This window comes from Psychrosphaera haliotis, from assembly GCF_009728465.1.
In the GTDB taxonomy this organism is placed as follows: domain Bacteria; phylum Pseudomonadota; class Gammaproteobacteria; order Enterobacterales; family Alteromonadaceae; genus Psychrosphaera; species Psychrosphaera haliotis.
In genome coordinates, this window is record NZ_WOCD01000003.1 from 1 (window position 1) to 17,619 (window position 17,619).

The 17,619-nt window shown below is 38.8% G+C and carries 16 protein-coding genes and 3 pseudogenes; 4 read left to right on the forward strand and 15 right to left on the reverse strand.

Annotated features, from left to right (window positions below):
- Positions 1-27 precede the first annotated feature (27 nt).
- The 12 genes and pseudogenes from nhaC to GNP35_RS04575 form a co-directional block, all read right to left on the reverse strand.
- Positions 28-1,461, reverse strand: a pseudogene (nhaC, locus tag GNP35_RS04530) (Na+/H+ antiporter NhaC).
- A gap of 30 nt (positions 1,462-1,491) precedes the next feature.
- Positions 1,492-2,604, reverse strand: coding sequence for a sodium-dependent transporter (locus tag GNP35_RS04535; protein WP_330997710.1), 1,113 nt, complete (start codon positions 2,602-2,604; stop codon positions 1,492-1,494).
- On the reverse strand, positions 2,577-2,876 hold the full coding sequence (locus tag GNP35_RS16235) for an SLC5/6 family protein (RefSeq protein WP_330997711.1): 300 nt from the start codon (positions 2,874-2,876) through the stop codon (positions 2,577-2,579). The genes GNP35_RS04535 and GNP35_RS16235 overlap by 28 nt, the downstream gene beginning before the upstream one ends.
- A 91-nt stretch (positions 2,877-2,967) precedes the next feature.
- Positions 2,968-5,003, reverse strand: a pseudogene (prc, locus tag GNP35_RS16005) (carboxy terminal-processing peptidase).
- Between the two features lie 8 nt (positions 5,004-5,011).
- The gene (locus tag GNP35_RS16240) at positions 5,012-5,173 is read right to left on the reverse strand and encodes a hypothetical protein (protein WP_330997712.1); all 162 of its coding nucleotides are present in this window, start codon (positions 5,171-5,173) and stop codon (positions 5,012-5,014) included.
- Positions 5,173-5,631, reverse strand: a complete 459-nt coding sequence (gene proQ, locus GNP35_RS04545; protein ID WP_230961309.1) for an RNA chaperone ProQ — start codon at positions 5,629-5,631, stop codon at positions 5,173-5,175. The genes GNP35_RS16240 and proQ overlap by 1 nt, the downstream gene beginning before the upstream one ends.
- Positions 5,631-5,915 carry a hypothetical protein gene (locus tag GNP35_RS04550; RefSeq protein WP_155694922.1) on the reverse strand — a complete coding sequence of 95 codons (285 nt, stop codon included), beginning with the start codon at positions 5,913-5,915 and terminating at the stop codon, positions 5,631-5,633. The genes proQ and GNP35_RS04550 overlap by 1 nt, the downstream gene beginning before the upstream one ends.
- 6 nt (positions 5,916-5,921) lie before the next feature.
- Positions 5,922-6,398 carry a GAF domain-containing protein gene (locus GNP35_RS04555; RefSeq protein ID WP_196492426.1) on the reverse strand — a complete coding sequence of 159 codons (477 nt, stop codon included), beginning with the start codon at positions 6,396-6,398 and terminating at the stop codon, positions 5,922-5,924.
- Between the two features lie 131 nt (positions 6,399-6,529).
- On the reverse strand, positions 6,530-7,354 hold the full coding sequence (locus GNP35_RS04560; protein WP_155694924.1) for a LytR/AlgR family response regulator transcription factor: 825 nt from the start codon (positions 7,352-7,354) through the stop codon (positions 6,530-6,532).
- 10 nt (positions 7,355-7,364) lie between these two features.
- A pseudogene (locus GNP35_RS04565) lies at positions 7,365-8,436 on the reverse strand (sensor histidine kinase).
- A gap of 123 nt (positions 8,437-8,559) precedes the next feature.
- The gene (locus GNP35_RS04570; RefSeq protein ID WP_155694926.1) at positions 8,560-9,024 is read right to left on the reverse strand and encodes an Mpo1 family 2-hydroxy fatty acid dioxygenase; all 465 of its coding nucleotides are present in this window, start codon (positions 9,022-9,024) and stop codon (positions 8,560-8,562) included.
- Positions 9,025-9,104: 80 nt separating this feature from the next.
- Positions 9,105-9,515 (reverse strand): acyl-CoA thioesterase, encoded by a 411-nt coding sequence (locus GNP35_RS04575; protein WP_155694928.1) that lies wholly within the window; start codon positions 9,513-9,515, stop codon positions 9,105-9,107.
- 123 nt (positions 9,516-9,638) lie between these two features.
- Here GNP35_RS04575 and GNP35_RS04580 point away from each other — a divergent pair, with 123 nt between their 5' ends.
- A complete protein-coding gene (locus tag GNP35_RS04580; RefSeq protein ID WP_155694930.1) occupies positions 9,639-11,477 on the forward strand; it encodes a M61 family metallopeptidase in 1,839 nt (612 codons plus the stop codon).
- 214 nt (positions 11,478-11,691) lie between these two features.
- Here the strand turns inward: GNP35_RS04580 and GNP35_RS04585 are convergent, their stop codons facing one another.
- Positions 11,692-12,567 (reverse strand): M23 family metallopeptidase, encoded by an 876-nt coding sequence (locus tag GNP35_RS04585; protein ID WP_230961310.1) that lies wholly within the window; start codon positions 12,565-12,567, stop codon positions 11,692-11,694.
- Positions 12,568-12,640: 73 nt separating this feature from the next.
- Entirely contained in the window at positions 12,641-13,507 is an 867-nt protein-coding gene (locus GNP35_RS04590; protein WP_155694932.1) for a 6-carboxytetrahydropterin synthase, read from the reverse strand.
- A 135-nt stretch (positions 13,508-13,642) separates the two neighbouring features.
- Here GNP35_RS04590 and GNP35_RS04595 point away from each other — a divergent pair, with 135 nt between their 5' ends.
- Entirely contained in the window at positions 13,643-13,963 is a 321-nt protein-coding gene (locus GNP35_RS04595) for a putative signal transducing protein (RefSeq protein WP_155694934.1), read from the forward strand.
- Positions 13,964-14,085: 122 nt separating this feature from the next.
- Here GNP35_RS04595 and GNP35_RS04600 read toward each other — a convergent pair whose 3' ends face one another.
- Positions 14,086-14,526: a VOC family protein gene (locus tag GNP35_RS04600; RefSeq protein ID WP_155694936.1), complete on the reverse strand. Its 441-nt coding sequence runs from the start codon at positions 14,524-14,526 to the stop codon at positions 14,086-14,088.
- 149 nt (positions 14,527-14,675) lie between these two features.
- Here GNP35_RS04600 and GNP35_RS04605 point away from each other — a divergent pair, with 149 nt between their 5' ends.
- Together GNP35_RS04605 and GNP35_RS04610 are read left to right on the forward strand one after the other, a co-directional pair.
- Positions 14,676-15,647, forward strand: a complete 972-nt coding sequence (locus GNP35_RS04605) for a tRNA-dihydrouridine synthase (protein WP_196492427.1) — start codon at positions 14,676-14,678, stop codon at positions 15,645-15,647.
- A gap of 58 nt (positions 15,648-15,705) precedes the next feature.
- A complete protein-coding gene (locus tag GNP35_RS04610) occupies positions 15,706-17,541 on the forward strand; it encodes a M2 family metallopeptidase (RefSeq protein ID WP_155694938.1) in 1,836 nt (611 codons plus the stop codon).
- Positions 17,542-17,619: the final 78 nt, after the last annotated feature.

A 17,619-nucleotide genomic window follows, 5' to 3' on the forward strand; every position in this document is an offset into this window, starting at 1 on the left:
TTTAATTACTGTGTACTACCTTATATGCTAGGCAGCTTGCTTTTTGAGTACCTTTATTCCTAGGTAGGCAAACGTTATCGCTAGGATAGGGTTAAGTAAATTAAAGAAGGCATATTGCCAATACTCAAGTGGACTGACAAGCAACACGCCTGCCATGTAGGCACCACAAGTATTCCAAGGAATCAGTGGGCTTGTAATCGTACACCATCTTCTAACGCTCTAGATAAGTTAACATTCTCTAATCCACGGCGCTCATATTCTTCTCTATACATACGACCCGTCATTACCAATGACATATATTGGTCGGCTGTCACTACATTAATACCAAAGCGGTACCTATTGTTGCTGTGATCAGCGAGCCAGAGGATTTTGCTGCAGATAAGATACTTCTAACAAAAACCGCTAGAAGTCCCAATTTCTCCATAACGGCACCAAACATCAATGCAGTCATGATCAACCAAGTTGTATTAAGCATAGATGACATACCACCACCACTTAACAACTTGTCCATGTTGTCGTCACCGGTTACTACACTAAACCCGTCAAACATTGCTTTCCAAACTACTGATACTTTTTCAACAAAACCATTGCCACCGGCGATGCTAGCTAAAAGGTCTGGCTGAAAAATGTATCCCCAAACTGCGCCAATTAGCGCACCGATGAAGATAGCTGGAAAGGCAGGAACCTTTTTAATAGCCATCACAACTAAAATTAATAGTGGAAATAAATGAATTAATGAAACGTCGTAAGTACTGCTAATAATTTCTTGTACGTTACCTATAGAAACGTTTTCAGCACTTGCCTGTTCAGTAAAACCTAAAATAGTAAACAGTATTAGCGCAATTACAAAAGACGGTACCGTTGTCCAAAGCATGTGACGAATATGGTCAAACAGGTCGCTTCCTGACACTGCAGGAGCAAGGTTAGTTGTTTCAGATAACGGGCTTATTTTATCTCCAAAATACGCGCCACTCACTACGGCACCGGCTGCAATTGCTGGTGACATGCCAATACCAGTTGCGATGCCCATCAGCGCAACACCTACCGTAGCTGCTGTTGTCCATGAACTACCTATGCTCATTGCTACAATCGCACTTAATAAACAGGCAGCAGCATAAAACCAGTCAGGGTCCAAAATTTCCAAACCAAAGTAAATTAGTGTTGGCACGGTGCCGGCTAGTAACCATGTACCAATTAAAGAAAACCTACCGCTAACAATATAAAAATAGCACCCATTGAAACAGAGATGCCATGTATCATAGCCTCTTCTAATTGATCCCATTTATAACCGTTTTTAATACCTATCAAACACGCTACTGCTGTTGCTAATAATAAAACGATTTGATTTGGGCCATAAGAGCTATCAGCTCCGTAAAGCCCAACAGACGCAGCCAATAACAATACCAAAAATAGTAACGGTATTATCGCGTCAAAAAATGAAGGTTGTTGTGGTGATTTCAAGTGAAAATCCTCTAAAAAAATATACTGCGATTAAGAGCCAAAGCTCATTAACCCTATTAGGTTTAGAAAAACAAATAGAACCGCTACTGGCGTAAACCAACGCAACGTTACATACCAAAGGTTAAACAAACCCTCAGATAAATTAAGCTCTTGTTTGACCGCTTCTTTTTGCATTATCCAAGCCACAAAAACAGCAGTAGCCAAGCCACCTAGAGGTAGTAATACATCGGCTGTAAGGTGGTCAATCAATTCAAAATAATTTGAAACATGTTTACCCACAAAAACAAAATCTAACTTGGCCCATTCAGCGCCCGTGAAAGAGAATACTGTAAGCATACTAACAAACCACAAACTTATAACTGCTGTAAATGCCGCTTTTCCACGAGAAAAGGCCAGTCGCTCTACTAGCCATGCAACAGCTGATTCAACCATTGCTATTGCAGAAGTAAAGGCAGCAAACCCCAACATTACAAAGAATAGCGTTCCAAAAACGATACCACCCCACATTTGTCCGAAGGCGATTGGCAAGCTTACGAATACTAATCCAGGACCAGCAGTTGCCTCTAAACCATTACCAAAAACGATTGGGTAAATTGCTAAACCAGCAATTAGAGCAATCACTGTGTCCGCAATTGCAATAGCAACAACAGATTGAGAGATACTGGTTTTTTGAGGTAAATAAGCACCGTAAATCATCATTGCGCCTGACGCTAAACTTAGTGTAAAGAAAGCGTGACCTAGTGCTATCAAAACTCCTGAAAATGTTAATTTTGAGAAGTCAGGGTAAAACATAAATTCTATAGTTTTTGCAAAGTCACCATTAATGGCCGCATAACCAGCAATTACGAGTAACAATACAAACATTGTAGGCATTGCGTATGTCACAGCACGTTCAAGACCATTTTTAAGGCCTTTACCAACAATTAAGCCAGTGACAGCAAGCACTATGCTTGTCCACATTATTAACGTAGACGGATCTGTTTGTAATTCGTTAAAAATATTCTGAATTTTTTCTGGCGAAGCACCAACAAAGTTACCCGCTGCTGACTCAAATATATAAGAAATTGCCCAACCAGCAATAACCGCATAAAAGGATAAAATTAAAAAGCCCGCAATCAAGCCAACCCAACAACTAAACTCCATTTAGTATTTGCCTTGGCTTCTAACGCCAATGCTCTTACTGAGTTTCCGGGGCTTAATCGTCCACGACGACCAATTAATACTTCCGCCATCATGACAGGTATACCAATTGCAAAAATACAGACTAGATATACGATGACAAAAGCACCACCACCGTTCTCGCCCATTATGTATGGAAACTTCCATACGTTTCCTAAACCAACGGCAGAACCCGTAGCTGCTAAAATAAACGCTAGTCTGCTAGACCATTGACCATGATCAACATTTGTTGACATGTGTCCCCCTTAAATTGTGTTTTATTATTATTGTTTTTATTCTTATATAAAAAAGCAGCCTAAGGCTGCTCTTCTTTAACCCGATTATTAACTACTTAGTCACTTTAGCAAACTGACCTGACGACACTAGGTCCGCAACGATTCGAGCAGACTCTTCAAGAAAAGGGTCTAGTTTCTCTAGTTGCTCTGGTAAATCATCATCTACTGACTCAATTGGCTCTAAGCCAAAGCGCTTTAGTCTTTCATTAATTCGAACTAAACGCTCAGATTTATTCTTCTCTTTTTCAGCTAACCGCTCAGCCTCATTAAGAGAAATAAAGTTCTTTTCTTTGTTGATCTTATATTCAGCGATATCACTAAATAAATAATTAAATTCAGGCTCTTTAGCTATACGTGATAGGTGACGTTTATTTAACAAATCAACCTGACTAGACACCAACGCAGAAGTCTTATATTTAGCTGGGCGAATATTATCCCAAGGCAATGCGTTTTCTTCCTGACTTTCTCCCCACTCTGCTGCTTCTATAGCCGATGGAAAGATGATGTCTGGAACAACGCCTTTATTTTGGGTACTGCCGCCATCAATTCTATAAAACTTAGCGATAGTAAATTGAATTGACCCAAGTTTATTATCAAATCGATCAAATGCTCTGCCTATTCCGCGATGCTCTTGAACGGTACCTTTACCAAAGGTTTGTTCACCAACAACTAGCGCACGACCATAATCTTGCAAAGCTGCTGCAAATATTTCTGATGCAGAAGCACTATACCTATCTACTAAAACGGTAAGTGGACCGTCATAATAACTAACGCCATCATAGTCACCGCGTTGGCTTATATTTCCAATGCTATTTCTAATTTGTACAACTGGCCCTTTATCAATAAATAAACCAGTTAATAATGACGCTTCAGTTAAAGAGCCACCGCCATTACCTCGAAGGTCAACAATAATGCCTTCAACGTTTTGGTCTTTAATTTTTTAACTTGAACTTTTACGTCTTCCGACAAGTTATTGTAAAAACTAGGGACAGTAATCACCCCAACTTTTGCACCTAACTCACCAGTCTGTGACTCGAAGACTTCTGAATCTGCGGCTCTGTCTTCAAGTCTTACTTTATCTCTAATAATAGAAACTTCTTTAGCGCTAGCTAATGAGTTGTCACCACGTACAACTTGAAGTTTTACCTCAGTGCCTTTTTTACCTTTGATAAGCTCAACAACATCGTCTAAACGCCAGCCTATAACGTCTACATAATCTTCTTTACCTTGAGCTACGCCGATAATCTTATCTTCTGGTTTTAATTTATTCGTTTGATCTGCTGGTCCACCAGGAACTAGACTGCGAATAACAGTAAACTCATCTACAGGCTGAAGTACCGCTCCGATACCTTCTAACTCTAAGTTCATTTCAACTTTAAAGCGGTCCGCTCTACGAGGAGATAAATAAGACGTATGAGCTTCTATGCTGCGAGCGAACGAGTTCATCACTAACTGAAAAGCATCTTCATTTTGGGACTGAGTCAATCGGCGAATTGCATTTACATAGCGTTTTTTAACGTCTCTTTGATACCTTCAACGTCTTTACCAGCAAGTTTTAAGTTCAACGCATCATACTTTAATTTTTGAGCCAAAACTCATCAAGTTCCGCAGTCGACTTTGCCCATGGAGTTTCTTCTCTATCGAAATAAAAGACGTCATCTTTGGTAAAGTCCATTGGTAACGCTAACCATTCGATAGCTTGTTTGTATCTATCCACTCGTCGTTTAATAGACTCTTCAAACAATTCAAAAGCAAAATCTAGAGAGCCTTTACTAATACCGTCATCAAATTGATCGGCATATTGATCAAATTTGGCTATATCGGCAGCCGTAAATAAGCTTTGTTATAATCTAAATTACGTAAATATCTATCGTAGATTTTGGCAGACAGTTCATCATCTAAGTGAACCTTTTTATAATGCGAACGAGAAAACCAGGCCGTGATCCTTTTTGAAGCGACTTTGTGCTGTGCTTCCTGTACCAAATCTGGAACAACAAAATCTTCAACTTTAGTCTCAGCATTTGCAACACTGAAAAAAGATAAAGATGCGATTATCGAGCTTGCTAATACGTTCTTAACTGTCTGCATATACGCTCCTATGCTTTAAAAATACTATCCTTTGATACCTTCATAACCATACCTGAAGATAACTGAACTGAAACCTCTCCCTTTGAAGCTTCGACAATTGTCGCAGCCATTGGTTTCATTCCTAACTTAACTAAAACAGACGTTCCTTCACTAAAGTCTTCATTGCTCACTAATTCTTTAGCTGGCTCAGGTTCTTTTGTGGGGCTTTTTCTGTTTTTGGCTTGCGCTTAGGCGGGTTTTTCACTGACTTAGCTGGACGCTTTGGAGCATCCTTTTTCGCAGCAGCTTTACGCTTCTCATCAAACTTAGCTTTACTTTCAGCTAATTGAGATTTTGCATGTTCAATATGTTCGTTAGTTAGAGCCTCAACATCAGCACCTACTAAATCTACTCTCATCCCACCTTTCTCTACTGCCTCTAGGTATCTCCAGCTATTTGTATAGCGACGTAACGCATGACGAACTTGCGTTTTAGAGACAGGATCTTCATCGGTCAATTCCGCTGCAATATCATTAAAAATACCGATTTTTAATGGTTTAGCTGCGCCCTTGATACTGAAGCTTTGTGGAAATTTATTTGCTAAAAATTCAATAACCGTTTTAAGGTCTGTTTTCTGTTGAGATTGCATTAATCGTTCTCTATTTCATCTAATTTCTGAACTACAAAGCTAGTTAACCAGCTTTCTAATTCATCTAATTCATTTTCTATAACAAAGTCTTGGCCAGCTACTGCTTCCCATAACTCGTCGAATAATTTTTCAGCCATCAATGGTGTAGTGTGGTCAGGCAACATTCCGTATGCTTGATAAACCATTTCATTTATTCGTTCTACTACTTCTTCTTCGTCGCCATCCCAATCACCTACGATTTCAATGCCAACTAAAAAGTCACGAACGTCTATAAACTCTTTCATTATGGACTAAGACCAAATACTTTGGATCATTTCTACCAACTGTTCCATTCCGTCAGCATCTGCTTGTTTGAAACGGCCGACTGTTGGACTATCAATGTCTAGTACCGCAACTAACTTGCCATTAACATTAATTGGTACAACAACTTCTGAGTTACTTGCTGCGTCACAGGCAATATGACCGTCAAATTCATGTACGTCCATAATCAATTGAGTTTTGTTTTGAGACACGGCAGTACCGCAAACACCACGACCAACTGGAATACGAACACAAGCCGCTCGCCCTTGAAAAGGACCCAGAATAAGTTCTTCTGATTGACCGTTTACACTTTCACCCATCAAATAAAATCCTGCCCAATTTACATCGTCTAATCTTTCAAAAAGAATGGCACTAATGTTCGAAAGGTTAGCAATTAAATTAGGTTCGCCTTCACACAATGCTTTCGCTTGCATGGTTATTTCACGATAGAATTCTTTTTTATCCAAAGTTATCCCACAGATTTATTTAAGTTAAAAAATATAGCCTGCTAAGTTACCCCTAATCACCTTAAATTTAAGGCGCTTGGCTTAATAAAATCGGCAAAAGCTCATTATTTGTTGGTTTTTTCTGCAAACGCCTACAAAAATAGTGATCGCACCTTATCTCGGTAGCTTCTACTGACTCTAATTTCATGCTCATTATTTAACTGTATAACGTATTCACCGTTGCTTAATGTGAGTACTTTCTTTACTGCGTTATTATTTACTAACACTGAACGGTGAACTCGGACAAACAATCTAGGGTTCAGTTCTTGTTCAAGTTGCTTCATTGTTTTACGTAAAATATGCGTTTCACCATCATTACAATGAACACACATATAATCACCAGCAGCATCAACCCAAAGGACATCATGTACAGCAATTCGAGTGGTTTCACCTACATCTTTTACCGAAATATAGTCTCTATACCCCTGCACAGCGAGCGGTTCACCTTTTGCTAAGCTATCTAAAATCTCATCAGAATTTGAGCCGGTTAACTGCGCCATTAATTTAACTAATTGCAATTGTTGCTCTGTATCGTGATTCGTTAAAAAGCTTCGTTCAACTTTTTGCATACATTCCTGCAAACGTTCTTCATCAACTGGCTTTAATAGGTAGTCAATTGCATGTACTTCAAATGCCTTTAACGCGTACTGATCGTAAGCGGTAACAAATACAATTTTAGGGAGGTTGCTTATTTCTTGTTGTAGCTTACTTAGAACATCAAAACCTGTCATACCAGGCATTTGAATGTCTAGAAATACTAAATCCGGCTTTAACTCAATAATTTTTTCAATGGCTTGGTGGCCATTCTTACATTGCTCGATAACTTCAACACGTTCGAATTTATTCAGCCTTAATAACAAGCCCTTACGCGCAAGAGGCTCGTCGTCTACAATTATCGTTTTAATAGTTTTTAACATTAAACAAGTCCTACTCAGCTTCAAATTCTAATGGGATACGGATATTTACCTTCAACCCATTTGGTTCTACCGATGACAATACAAATGAATGATCATCATACAAATTTTGTAAACGCTCTTTTATATTAGTTATACCGACGCCAACACCCTTCTGGCTAGTATTATAATGACCATTATCTAAGCCAGGTCCATTGTCTTTTACCTCTAATAACAAGTCATGACCAAATGTTTCGGCGCTTACCGATATAATGCCGCCATCATCGCAAGCAGCGATGGCATACTTAATTGAGTTTTCGATTAGTGGTTGCAGCAGTAAACTAGGAAACTAAAGCTTGTTCAGCATCTTCAGAAACCTTCCAGTTAACCGTTAACCTGTCTTCAAATCTAATTTTTTCAATCTCTAAGTAAAGCGACAACGCTTTAATCTCTTGCTTAAGAGGCACTTTTTTTATGGGATCTGTGTGTAATGAATGTCTTAAAAACTCGCTTAACTTGCTAACCATTCTATTGGCCGTATTATTTTCTTCACACATAATGAGTGTGGATATCGCATTTAGTGTGTTAAACAAAAAATGTGGATTCAATTGATAGCGCAACATTTTTAGTTGTGCTTGGTTTGCCATGTTTGCTGCTGTAAGTACTTTCTGCCTTTCTTTTTGTAACATTTGGTAGTATTTGATACCAAAATACAATCCGCTCCAGCACAGAACAATATAAAAGCTGCCTAATGTATTGTGGAAGTAGTAGGTCCAGTCTTCTGGGTGTGAACCAAATTTATAGAATTCGAAAAAACTAAAGCGCTTTATCACGCCCCATGTTATGCCAACAACAAACGACGCACTGAGTATGGTTACAATAAGTTTAGTCGGCGTCATCTCCCATACTTTTTGATACAAATACCTTAACGGTAAAGTAAGCATAGCGCCAATGTAAGCATCAGAAATGATGATAAATATGTAACTGTCTCTGAAGTTATCAACAAAGGAGCCAATGTAGTGAACAAGCGCAAAACTGCACCAGCCGACGATGTGCAATATCCAAAAGAATTTTTTTCTGTCGTCTAAAAGTGTTTGTACATTCAAATTTATATCGCCCCTCAGCGCAAAACAGCTACTGAATACATTATAAGGAGAAGGGTTTATTAAATACGGTAAGTAGACCCGCTAAGCGGGTCGTTAGTCGCATAACAGAGGTGAATATTTGTATTAAGCTTCCTGCTTATCCAATCCGAATAAATGACAAAATATCCAAGCAGGACCAATCATTAAAAACTGAACATCTTTAAAAAACGATGGCTTTTTACCCTCAATTTTGTGACCAACAAACTGCAGCACCCAAGCTGCGACAAACACAATGATAGACATCATCAACACTGACATATCCATATTTAAAGACCACCAGTGGACAAATAAGACGGTTAAAGTTGAAAAGATAATCATGCCTAAACCAAGAAAAACGGAAAGTTTAATGTAAAACAACATAGCTGGGATCAAAAGTAGCGTTGCCCAGTTAACCATTGGTGAAACATTCTCAACTGGAAATGGAATTGCCCATAATAGGCCTACCACTGTCATAAAAATGGCGGGGACACAAAGGTAGTGAATAACTTTGTTTGTACTGTTTTGGTGGCTTTCGCCATATTCCGACAACCACTGTTGTAAATTCTTCATCTATATTGCTCTTCTATTTTTATAATTTGAGAGCAATATAAACGGGAATGCTATTTAATGACAAGACAAAAAGTTCAGTTTTACATTTCTATATCTGAAAGTACCGGCGTAGGTTTTCTATCTTTGTCTAACGCAACAAACTTAAATGAACCAGAAATCGCCTTATGTTTATCATCTTGGTACATACCTTCAATAAAGATATTCACTTCAACAACCATGCTCGTTCGACCTATTTGTGAAACACTCGCCACCAATTCAACAATTGAACCTGCAGGGATAGGCTCTTTAAAATCGACTCGGTCAGACGATATTGTTACCAGTGGTTTGCGACAAAAACGAGTTGCACATATAAAAGCCACCTCATCCATCCAGGCTAAAGCCTCACCACCGAATAAAGTGTTGTGATGATTTGTTCGACCTGGGAATACCGTTTTTGTGGTGTAGGTTGTTGCATAATTAATTCTGGCTTGGACTTTTTCTGAATATTCCATATGATCACTCTACTCTTTATTGGTTTAACTCTATTATAAACCTATTCTTACAGTAACCTTGATGAATACTTATGTTATTTCCATTAAGTGTTATTTTTTTAGTCACTATGGACGAATTTTGTTATGTCGACGGTTAATTATCACTTTTCAATTGAAGACCCAAATGCACATTTATTTAATATAAAAATAGAATATACCCCTCTAACTGAAACAGTAGATGAATTATATTTGCCAAACTGGATTCCTGGCAGCTACATGATAAGAGACTTTGCCAAGCACGTACTAGAGATTAAGGCGTTTGACAAACATGGCTCACTTACATTGCACGCTACTGACAAAAGTACATTTAAGTTACAACACAATAATAAACCCGTAACGATAGAGTACAAATATTACGCGTTTGATTTAAGCGTACGTAAAGCCTATTTAGATCAACAATATGGTTTTATTAATCCAGCAAGTAGTTGCTTTGCAATCAAAGGTCATGAACACCAAGTTTGCAATGTCATTTTAAATAAGCCTACGTCTTCAATTTGTAAAAACTGGCTACCTGCCTCTGGGTTATCTAAGGGAATTAATACTAAAGCTTTCAGTTGGGGCGAATACAGTATTGAAGGTTATCTTGCATTTACCGACTATCCAATATTATTTGGCGAATTAGACATTGCCACCTTTGAAATAAATCAAATTCCGCACCACGTGGTAACCGTTGGTCAACATTTTGGTTCGCTAACTCGCGTCGCCAAAGACTTAACGCCTCTTTGCCAGTTTCACGCTGATATGTTTGGTGGATTGCCTACTGATGTAGACCAATATCTGTTTTTGACCATGATAACCGACAATGGTTTTGGTGGGCTCGAGCATTTAAACTCAACAGCATTGGTAGCGAGTCGCTTTGATATCATTAATGATGACGCAGCGATTACTGACGGATATCAAACTTTTTTAAGTTTATGCAGTCACGAATATCTTCATACTTGGAACGTAAAACGTTTAAAACCAACCGAGTTTATTCCTTATCAATTGAACAAAGAGGTCTATACCGACCAACTTTGGTTTTATGAGGGAATGACGTCTTATTTTGATGATTTCAGCTTGGTAGCCACTCATACTATTTCTAGTGAAGCATACTTAAATGCGCTAGCAAAAGCCCTTACCCGCCTAGAACGAGGTAAAGGACAACTTAGACAGTCGGTAACGGAAAGTAGCTTTTTAACGTGGACAAAGTTCTATCAACAAGACGATACAGCACCTGATCAAATAGTAAGTTACTACGTTAAAGGCGCTGTTATTGCTTGTTTTGCTGACATTGCCATCCGAAAACAATCAAACGGCGAACAGTCACTTAAAGACCTAATGCAAACCGCTTGGGTTAAGTTTGGCGTCAATAACTTAGGCACAACACAGCAAGACTTAGAAAGCCTGTTTAGTAACTTTTTGTCCGGCGAAGATTACTCTACTTTTCTCGAATTATTGTATAGCAAAGAAAAAGTAAACTTAAAGGAAACATTTAAACGTGTTGGGCTAGATTTAGACTACTATGATCAAGAAAAACCAAGTCAGTGGTTTAAGCCGCTAAGCTTTATACAAACCCAATCTGAAGAGCAGCCTCAAAGTCTCACTCGAGAAACAATTAAAAATACGAAGTCAGCACCTTGGCTTGGGGCTGTATTAGCTAATGTTCAAGGTAATATTGTAGTAAGACAAGTATTAGAAGGCTCGCCTGCACAGCAAGCTGGTATTGCAACAGGAGATACGTTAATTGCTTTTAACAACCTCAAAATTAATAGTGACGCCATCGAGCCTTTATTAAAAAATGCTGTTAAAGACTCAGAGAATGTAATTCACTACTTTAGGAAAGATTTACTTTACTGCTCTGACATAACGTTTGGTCAAAACAATAAGTTTGTTGCTGGGTTTACGATTGAAAATAAAGACAAGCTGAGTAAGTGGCTTAACTAACAAAGCATTCTTAAAGCCTATACTTTTTAAAGCTTAGCTTTCTGAAAGCTTATACTTCGTATAGCCTATAACTAGAAAGAACAAAGCCTAACTAAGCATAGTTTTAGTTAGGCTTTTTAATGTTTTGATTGAATGTTTTGATTTAAACTTTTATTTAACGAGATTTATTAGCTGGCTTAAGTAACGCTCTTAATCCAACTAGCTTATACAGAGGTTATTCGTCTAATAGTAAGGCAGGATCTAATCGGCGATTAAACCAATTCAGACGCCAATCTAAATGCGGGCCTGTTACTCTTCCGGTAGCACCAATCTCAGCAATTTTATCACCTTGCTGAACTTCATCACCTACCTTTACATCAACTTTACTTAAATGAATGTAGGTTGATGTCACGCCTAAGCCATGATCGATAATTAAAGTACCACCTGAATAATACAAATCAGGCTCTGCTAACACGACTTTTCCCGCCCAAGGCGCGATAACTTTGGTTCCAGTAGGTCCAGCTATATCTAAACCAAAGTGTGGACGTTTTGGTACACCATTAAATACACGTCTCGAACCATAAACTCCACTAATGCGCCCTTCTGCAGGTCGTATAGATTTTTCAAGGAAGTCGGTACGATAAGACATTTTCTCGCGAGCTTTTTTGACCTTAGCAGAGTCAGAGCTTATTCGGCTCAACACAGACTTAGGAGGCGACACGTATTTTTTAGCAACGCCATTGACTCTATCTATTTTATATTCACGTTGGGCAACCTTTAATGGCTGTCTATCAACGCTTCCATCAACATAAGTAATAACTAGTTCTGACTGCTCCTGTGCATCTACACCAAAGCCAAATACAAACAGATTATTATTAGGATGAACAGGAACCTTTACGCCATCAATTTTAACGCTTGTGACAGCTTCCGTTGACTTTCCATATAACAAACCGCCTTGAATAACATCACCAAAAAGGGTTGTTCTAGTCCCGTCAGTTGAAACGTTAATATCTGTTTTGTTATTAGCATTGGCATTGGCGACGTAAAAAAGAATGGAAGCCACTATGAATAGTCGCTTCATTAAAAGTCGTTTAATTACTATCAATTTCATTTAATAACATCCTTCATTAAATTTACCGTTTAAACTGACCAAATATCCACTGCAATGCTAAAGCTATTTTTTACTAAGCGAATGCAATTGCGCCTTTTGCAACACCTTCATAAGCCACTACTTTATAGTTGTTGTGCGGGTACTGAGCTTTTAATTTATCGGCAAGGTATTGAGCTATTAGTTCTACCGTCGTATCCACGGGCATGGAGTAGACAGAAGCTTTTTCCATTGCTAACTCAAACTTACCTTGAGAAGACTCATATTTGTATGCAACCTGGCTTTGTGTTTTTGAAATGAATTCTAACTCTGATTCAGCTACTTCATCTTCGTCTGTCGCCACATAAATATCTTCCCACAGTTTAGAAGCTTCTTTTTCTAAACGTGGAGATTTCATGTCATTTTCAAAGATTTGAATTTTAGAACGATGGCCATGAGCAATACGTTGGCAATTACCATCGTGCTTTTTTAGTCCATGCGTGTAGTGATAATAGAAGCCGCTTATATCTTCCGCTCTTAAAGACAATTCAACCTTCTTAACATTAGCAGGCAGTTGAGGCTTGATTACTGACGCTAAATGCTTAATCACATGAGACATTTCAATGCGGTCAGCGTCTACAAAACAGTAAGCGTCAGATGGGCTAGAAATCGCGATTTTTTCGCCGCTATTAGACTCAAACTCAACCTTTATGTAGTCTTGTCCCTCGATATGCTGAACATTAACACCACTGTATTCAGTTGGAATAGCCAACTTATGGTCAACCGTATCATCAATAATACGTTTAACTTGTTTTTTAACTTTAGAGAAGTCCAAAACCATATTTTGTTCATCAAGTTCACCGTGTAATGTCAAATCGACAATCCAGCTTTCACCCACCATGCCTCGTTGAGTACACAGGTAGGAAAAATCGATAACGGTTAAATCATTAACAAACAGTTGCATATTACTCTCTCTCTTTAATTCGAGCCGGTATTATAAAGATAATTATCACGCATCGCATTAATTGTTTTAGTTAACTTGGCGAAAACTATCAGAGTAGGTCATAGTATAAAACAATACACAAAAACAGGCGGTTAAATGAAGAAAGTTTATCAATGTAGCAATAACCTAGAACTTCAGCCTTTTATTGAAACTTTAAAGCGGTTAGATATAAAACATTTAGTTAAAAACGAGTACATCTCTGGAGCAATCGGAGAACTTCCTTTCACTGAAGCATGGCCACAACTTTGGGTATTAAATGACAGTGATTTAGATAGCGCAAGATCAGCGTGTAAGGCGATAGAGCAAGAATTAAAAACTGACAAACCCGATTGGAATTGCACTCATTGTGGCGAAGAAAACCACGCAAACTTTGAGTTTTGTTGGCAATGTGAACAATTAGATGTGCATCAAGTTTAGTTGTGTATACCTAACCACACTAATTGTGCATTTTGTATATTTTTACAGTGTAATGGCAAGGCCACTGTTAGACGATTAAATTATTTCCTAACGAGTAGACCTTGCTTGTCAATAATCAAAGACTACCAGCAACCTGTGTTTTCCATTGAAACCCACGGTTCTTTTGGTGGTAATGAGCCATTTTTTTGCAATAACTCAATGCTAATTCCATCGGGTGATCGTACAAATGCCATATGGCCACATCTTGGCGGTCGATTAATCAGTACCCCACCGTCTTGTAACTTTTGACAAAGCTCATAAATATCATCAACTCTAAATGCCAAGTGCCCAAAGTTACGACCACCTGTGTACTCTTCCGGATCCCAGTTGTAGGTTAGCTCAATAGTAGGTTTCTGTGTTTCTTTTGCTTCTTCTAACTGGTCTGACGCTGCTAGATACACAAGTGTAAACCTGCCCTTCTCACTATCTTGGCGATGAACTTCATGCAAGCCTAATAGGTCACAATAAAACTTCATTGATGCTTCAAGATTGTTGACTCGAACCATAGTGTGGACATATTCCATTGGTGTCTCCTAACTTAAAATATAAAAACGCAATTAATTTAACATGCTCAAAATTTCAAAACATTAAAAGCCTAGTGAGAAAATCCTAACTGGTGACTTTTTAACAAAGCCAGTATAATACGCGGCCTAATTTTTTAAAGATGAACTCGATGACTAAACCAAAAATAACGTTGGCGCCTATGGAAGGTGTAATAGACCACCTAATGAGGCACATGCTTACCAGCATGGGTGGCATCGACTTATGCGTTACTGAGTTTATTCGTATTGTCGATCAGAAACTGCCTGATCGTGTTTTTTATCGATACTGCCCAGAATTATACAACGGGAGTAAAACACCAAGCGGTACTCCTGTTCGTATTCAATTACTTGGACAAGAACCTAATTGGTTGGCCGAAAATGCCGTGGTTGCGACTTCTTTAGGTAGTCCGGGTATAGACCTTAACTTTGGTTGCCCAGCAAAGGCCGTTAATAAAAGTCGCGGTGGCGCAATTTTACTTAAAGACCCCAATACGCTTTATAACATAGCAAAAGCAGTGAGAAGTGCCGTCCCTGAGCATTTACCCGTTACCGCAAAAATGCGACTAGGTTTTGATGACGCTAGCCTAGCAATAGAAAACGCACAAGCTTTATCAGAAGGTGGTGCCTCTGAAATTGCTATTCATGCAAGAACAAAAAGTGATGGATACAAACCACCCGCTTATTGGGAACACATTGCGCTCATTGCCAAGCACGTTAAAACACCTCTAATTGCCAATGGCGAAATATGGAACCCAGAACAAGCCAGACTATGTCAATCAAGATCAGGCTGTACAAATATTATGTTAGGAAGAGGTGCATTAGCCCTTCCCAACTTAGCAAGTTGGATTAAAGGTGACCAACAGCCATTAACTTGGTTTCAGGTATTGGCACTGTTAATTAAATATTCTGAATATGAAATTGAAGGCGATAAAGGACTTTACTATTCAAACAGAGTGAAACAATGGATGGTTTATTTAAAGATGAACTACCCAGAAGCAGAACCATTTTTTAGGTCTATCCGAACCATCAAAAAGACCAACGAAATGCTGAACGCAATCCAACAAGAACATCAACATTATGCCAATATTGCAGAAACTAGTTAGCTAGGTTATTTTATCCTGAACTTTATGATTCATAAAAATAAAATAATCAGGATCTAAAATGCAAAAACACCTTACAACTAAACGACTAATGTTAACCGCTGCTATATCTATTGCGTTAGCTGGTTGCTCAGTAGAAACAAAAACAGATAATGTAACGACTCAAAACCAGCAATTAACTGAAGCTGATGCAAAAGCTTATGTTGTCAACGCGGAACAGCGCCTTTCAGAAATTTATGAATACGCCGCTAAAGCAGAATGGGTAGCTCAAACCTATATCACTGAAGATACTCAATTTATTGCCTCGAAAGCTAATGAAGAAATTAAGCTTTTGGGAATTGAACTTGCTAACGGTGCCGCAAAGTTCAAAGACTTAACGTTAGATTATGATACCAAACGAAAATTAGACCTTTTAAGACTCGGTCTAACTTTACCAGCTCCAGCAGACTCACCGGAACTGGCTTCTGAATTAGCGAAGATCGAAAGTAAATTATCTGCGATTTATGGCTCTGGCTCAACGCCTGATGGCAACAAGTATGACTTAATTGGCTTATCCAACACTATGGCAACCTCGGATGATCCAGAAGCAATGTTAAATGCCTGGATAGATTGGCGTAAAGTTTCTCCTAGCATGAAAGATAAATACGTCCGCCTTGTAGAGATTGCTAACCAAGGCGCTAAAGATTTAGGCTTTAATGATGTTGGCGCAATGTGGCGCTCTAAATACGACATGGAACCAGATGCCTTTGCAAATGAAATGGACAGGGTTTGGGGGCAAGTAAAACCCTTATACGACTCACTTCATTGTCATGTTAGAGCCAAGCTAAACGAAAAATACGGCGATGACGTAGTTCCTAACGAAGGCGAAATTCCAGCTCACCTTCTAGGTAACATGTGGGCACAGACCTGGGGCAACATTTATGACTTAGTTGCACCTGAAGGCGGAACAGGCGTTGATGTTACAACTAAACTTAAAGAGCACAACTACACACCAATTAAGATGGTCGAACAAGCAGAAGGCTTTTTCACCTCTCTTGGATTCGAAGAGTTACCAGGCACTTTTTGGACTCGTTCTCAGTTTGAAAAACCAGTAGGCCGAGATTCTGTATGTCATGCCAGTGCATGGGATGTTACAGATACGGATTACCGTATAAAAATGTGTATTCAGCAAACCGGTGAGGAGTTTAATGTAATACACCATGAGCTAGGCCATAATTTTTATCAACGTGCCTATAATCAAAAGCAACCTTTGTTGTATCGAGGCAGTGCTAATGATGGTTTCCACGAAGCTATTGGCGATACAGTAGCATTATCAATTACACCAAAATATCTAAAAGAAATTGGTTTGATTGAAGAAGAGCCGGATGCATCTGGCGATCTTCCATTTTTAATGCGTATGGCTATGGATAAAGTTGCCTTTTTACCATTTGGTTTAATGGTAGACAAATGGCGCTGGCAGGTATTTAGCGGTGAGTTAAAACCTGACCAATATAACGAAGGTTGGTGGAAATTACGTGAGCAATACCAAGGTGTGAAAGCTCCGGTAGCCCGCAGCGAAGAAAACTTTGACGCTGGTTCTAAATACCACATTCCTGCGAATACGCCTTATTCACGTTACTTCTTAGCACACATATTACAGTTCCAATTCCATAGAGAGCTTTGTGATATAGCCGGCGAAACGGGTCCTCTGCACCGTTGTTCAATTTACAACAACAAAGAAGTGGGCACTAAGTTAAATGCGATGCTTGAAATGGGCATGAGCAAGCCTTGGCAAGAAGCTTTAGAGGCTATGACAGGCTCTAAAGAAATGGATGCGACAGCAGTAATTGACTATTTTGCACCATTAAAAACATGGTTAGATAAACAAAATGTAAATCGTCAGTGCGGTTGGAAATAATACCAACGCAATACTGCAAATGTACTAATAAGAAATAGTAGTTACATTTGTAGTAGATACTAAAAAACGGCAGTTTAA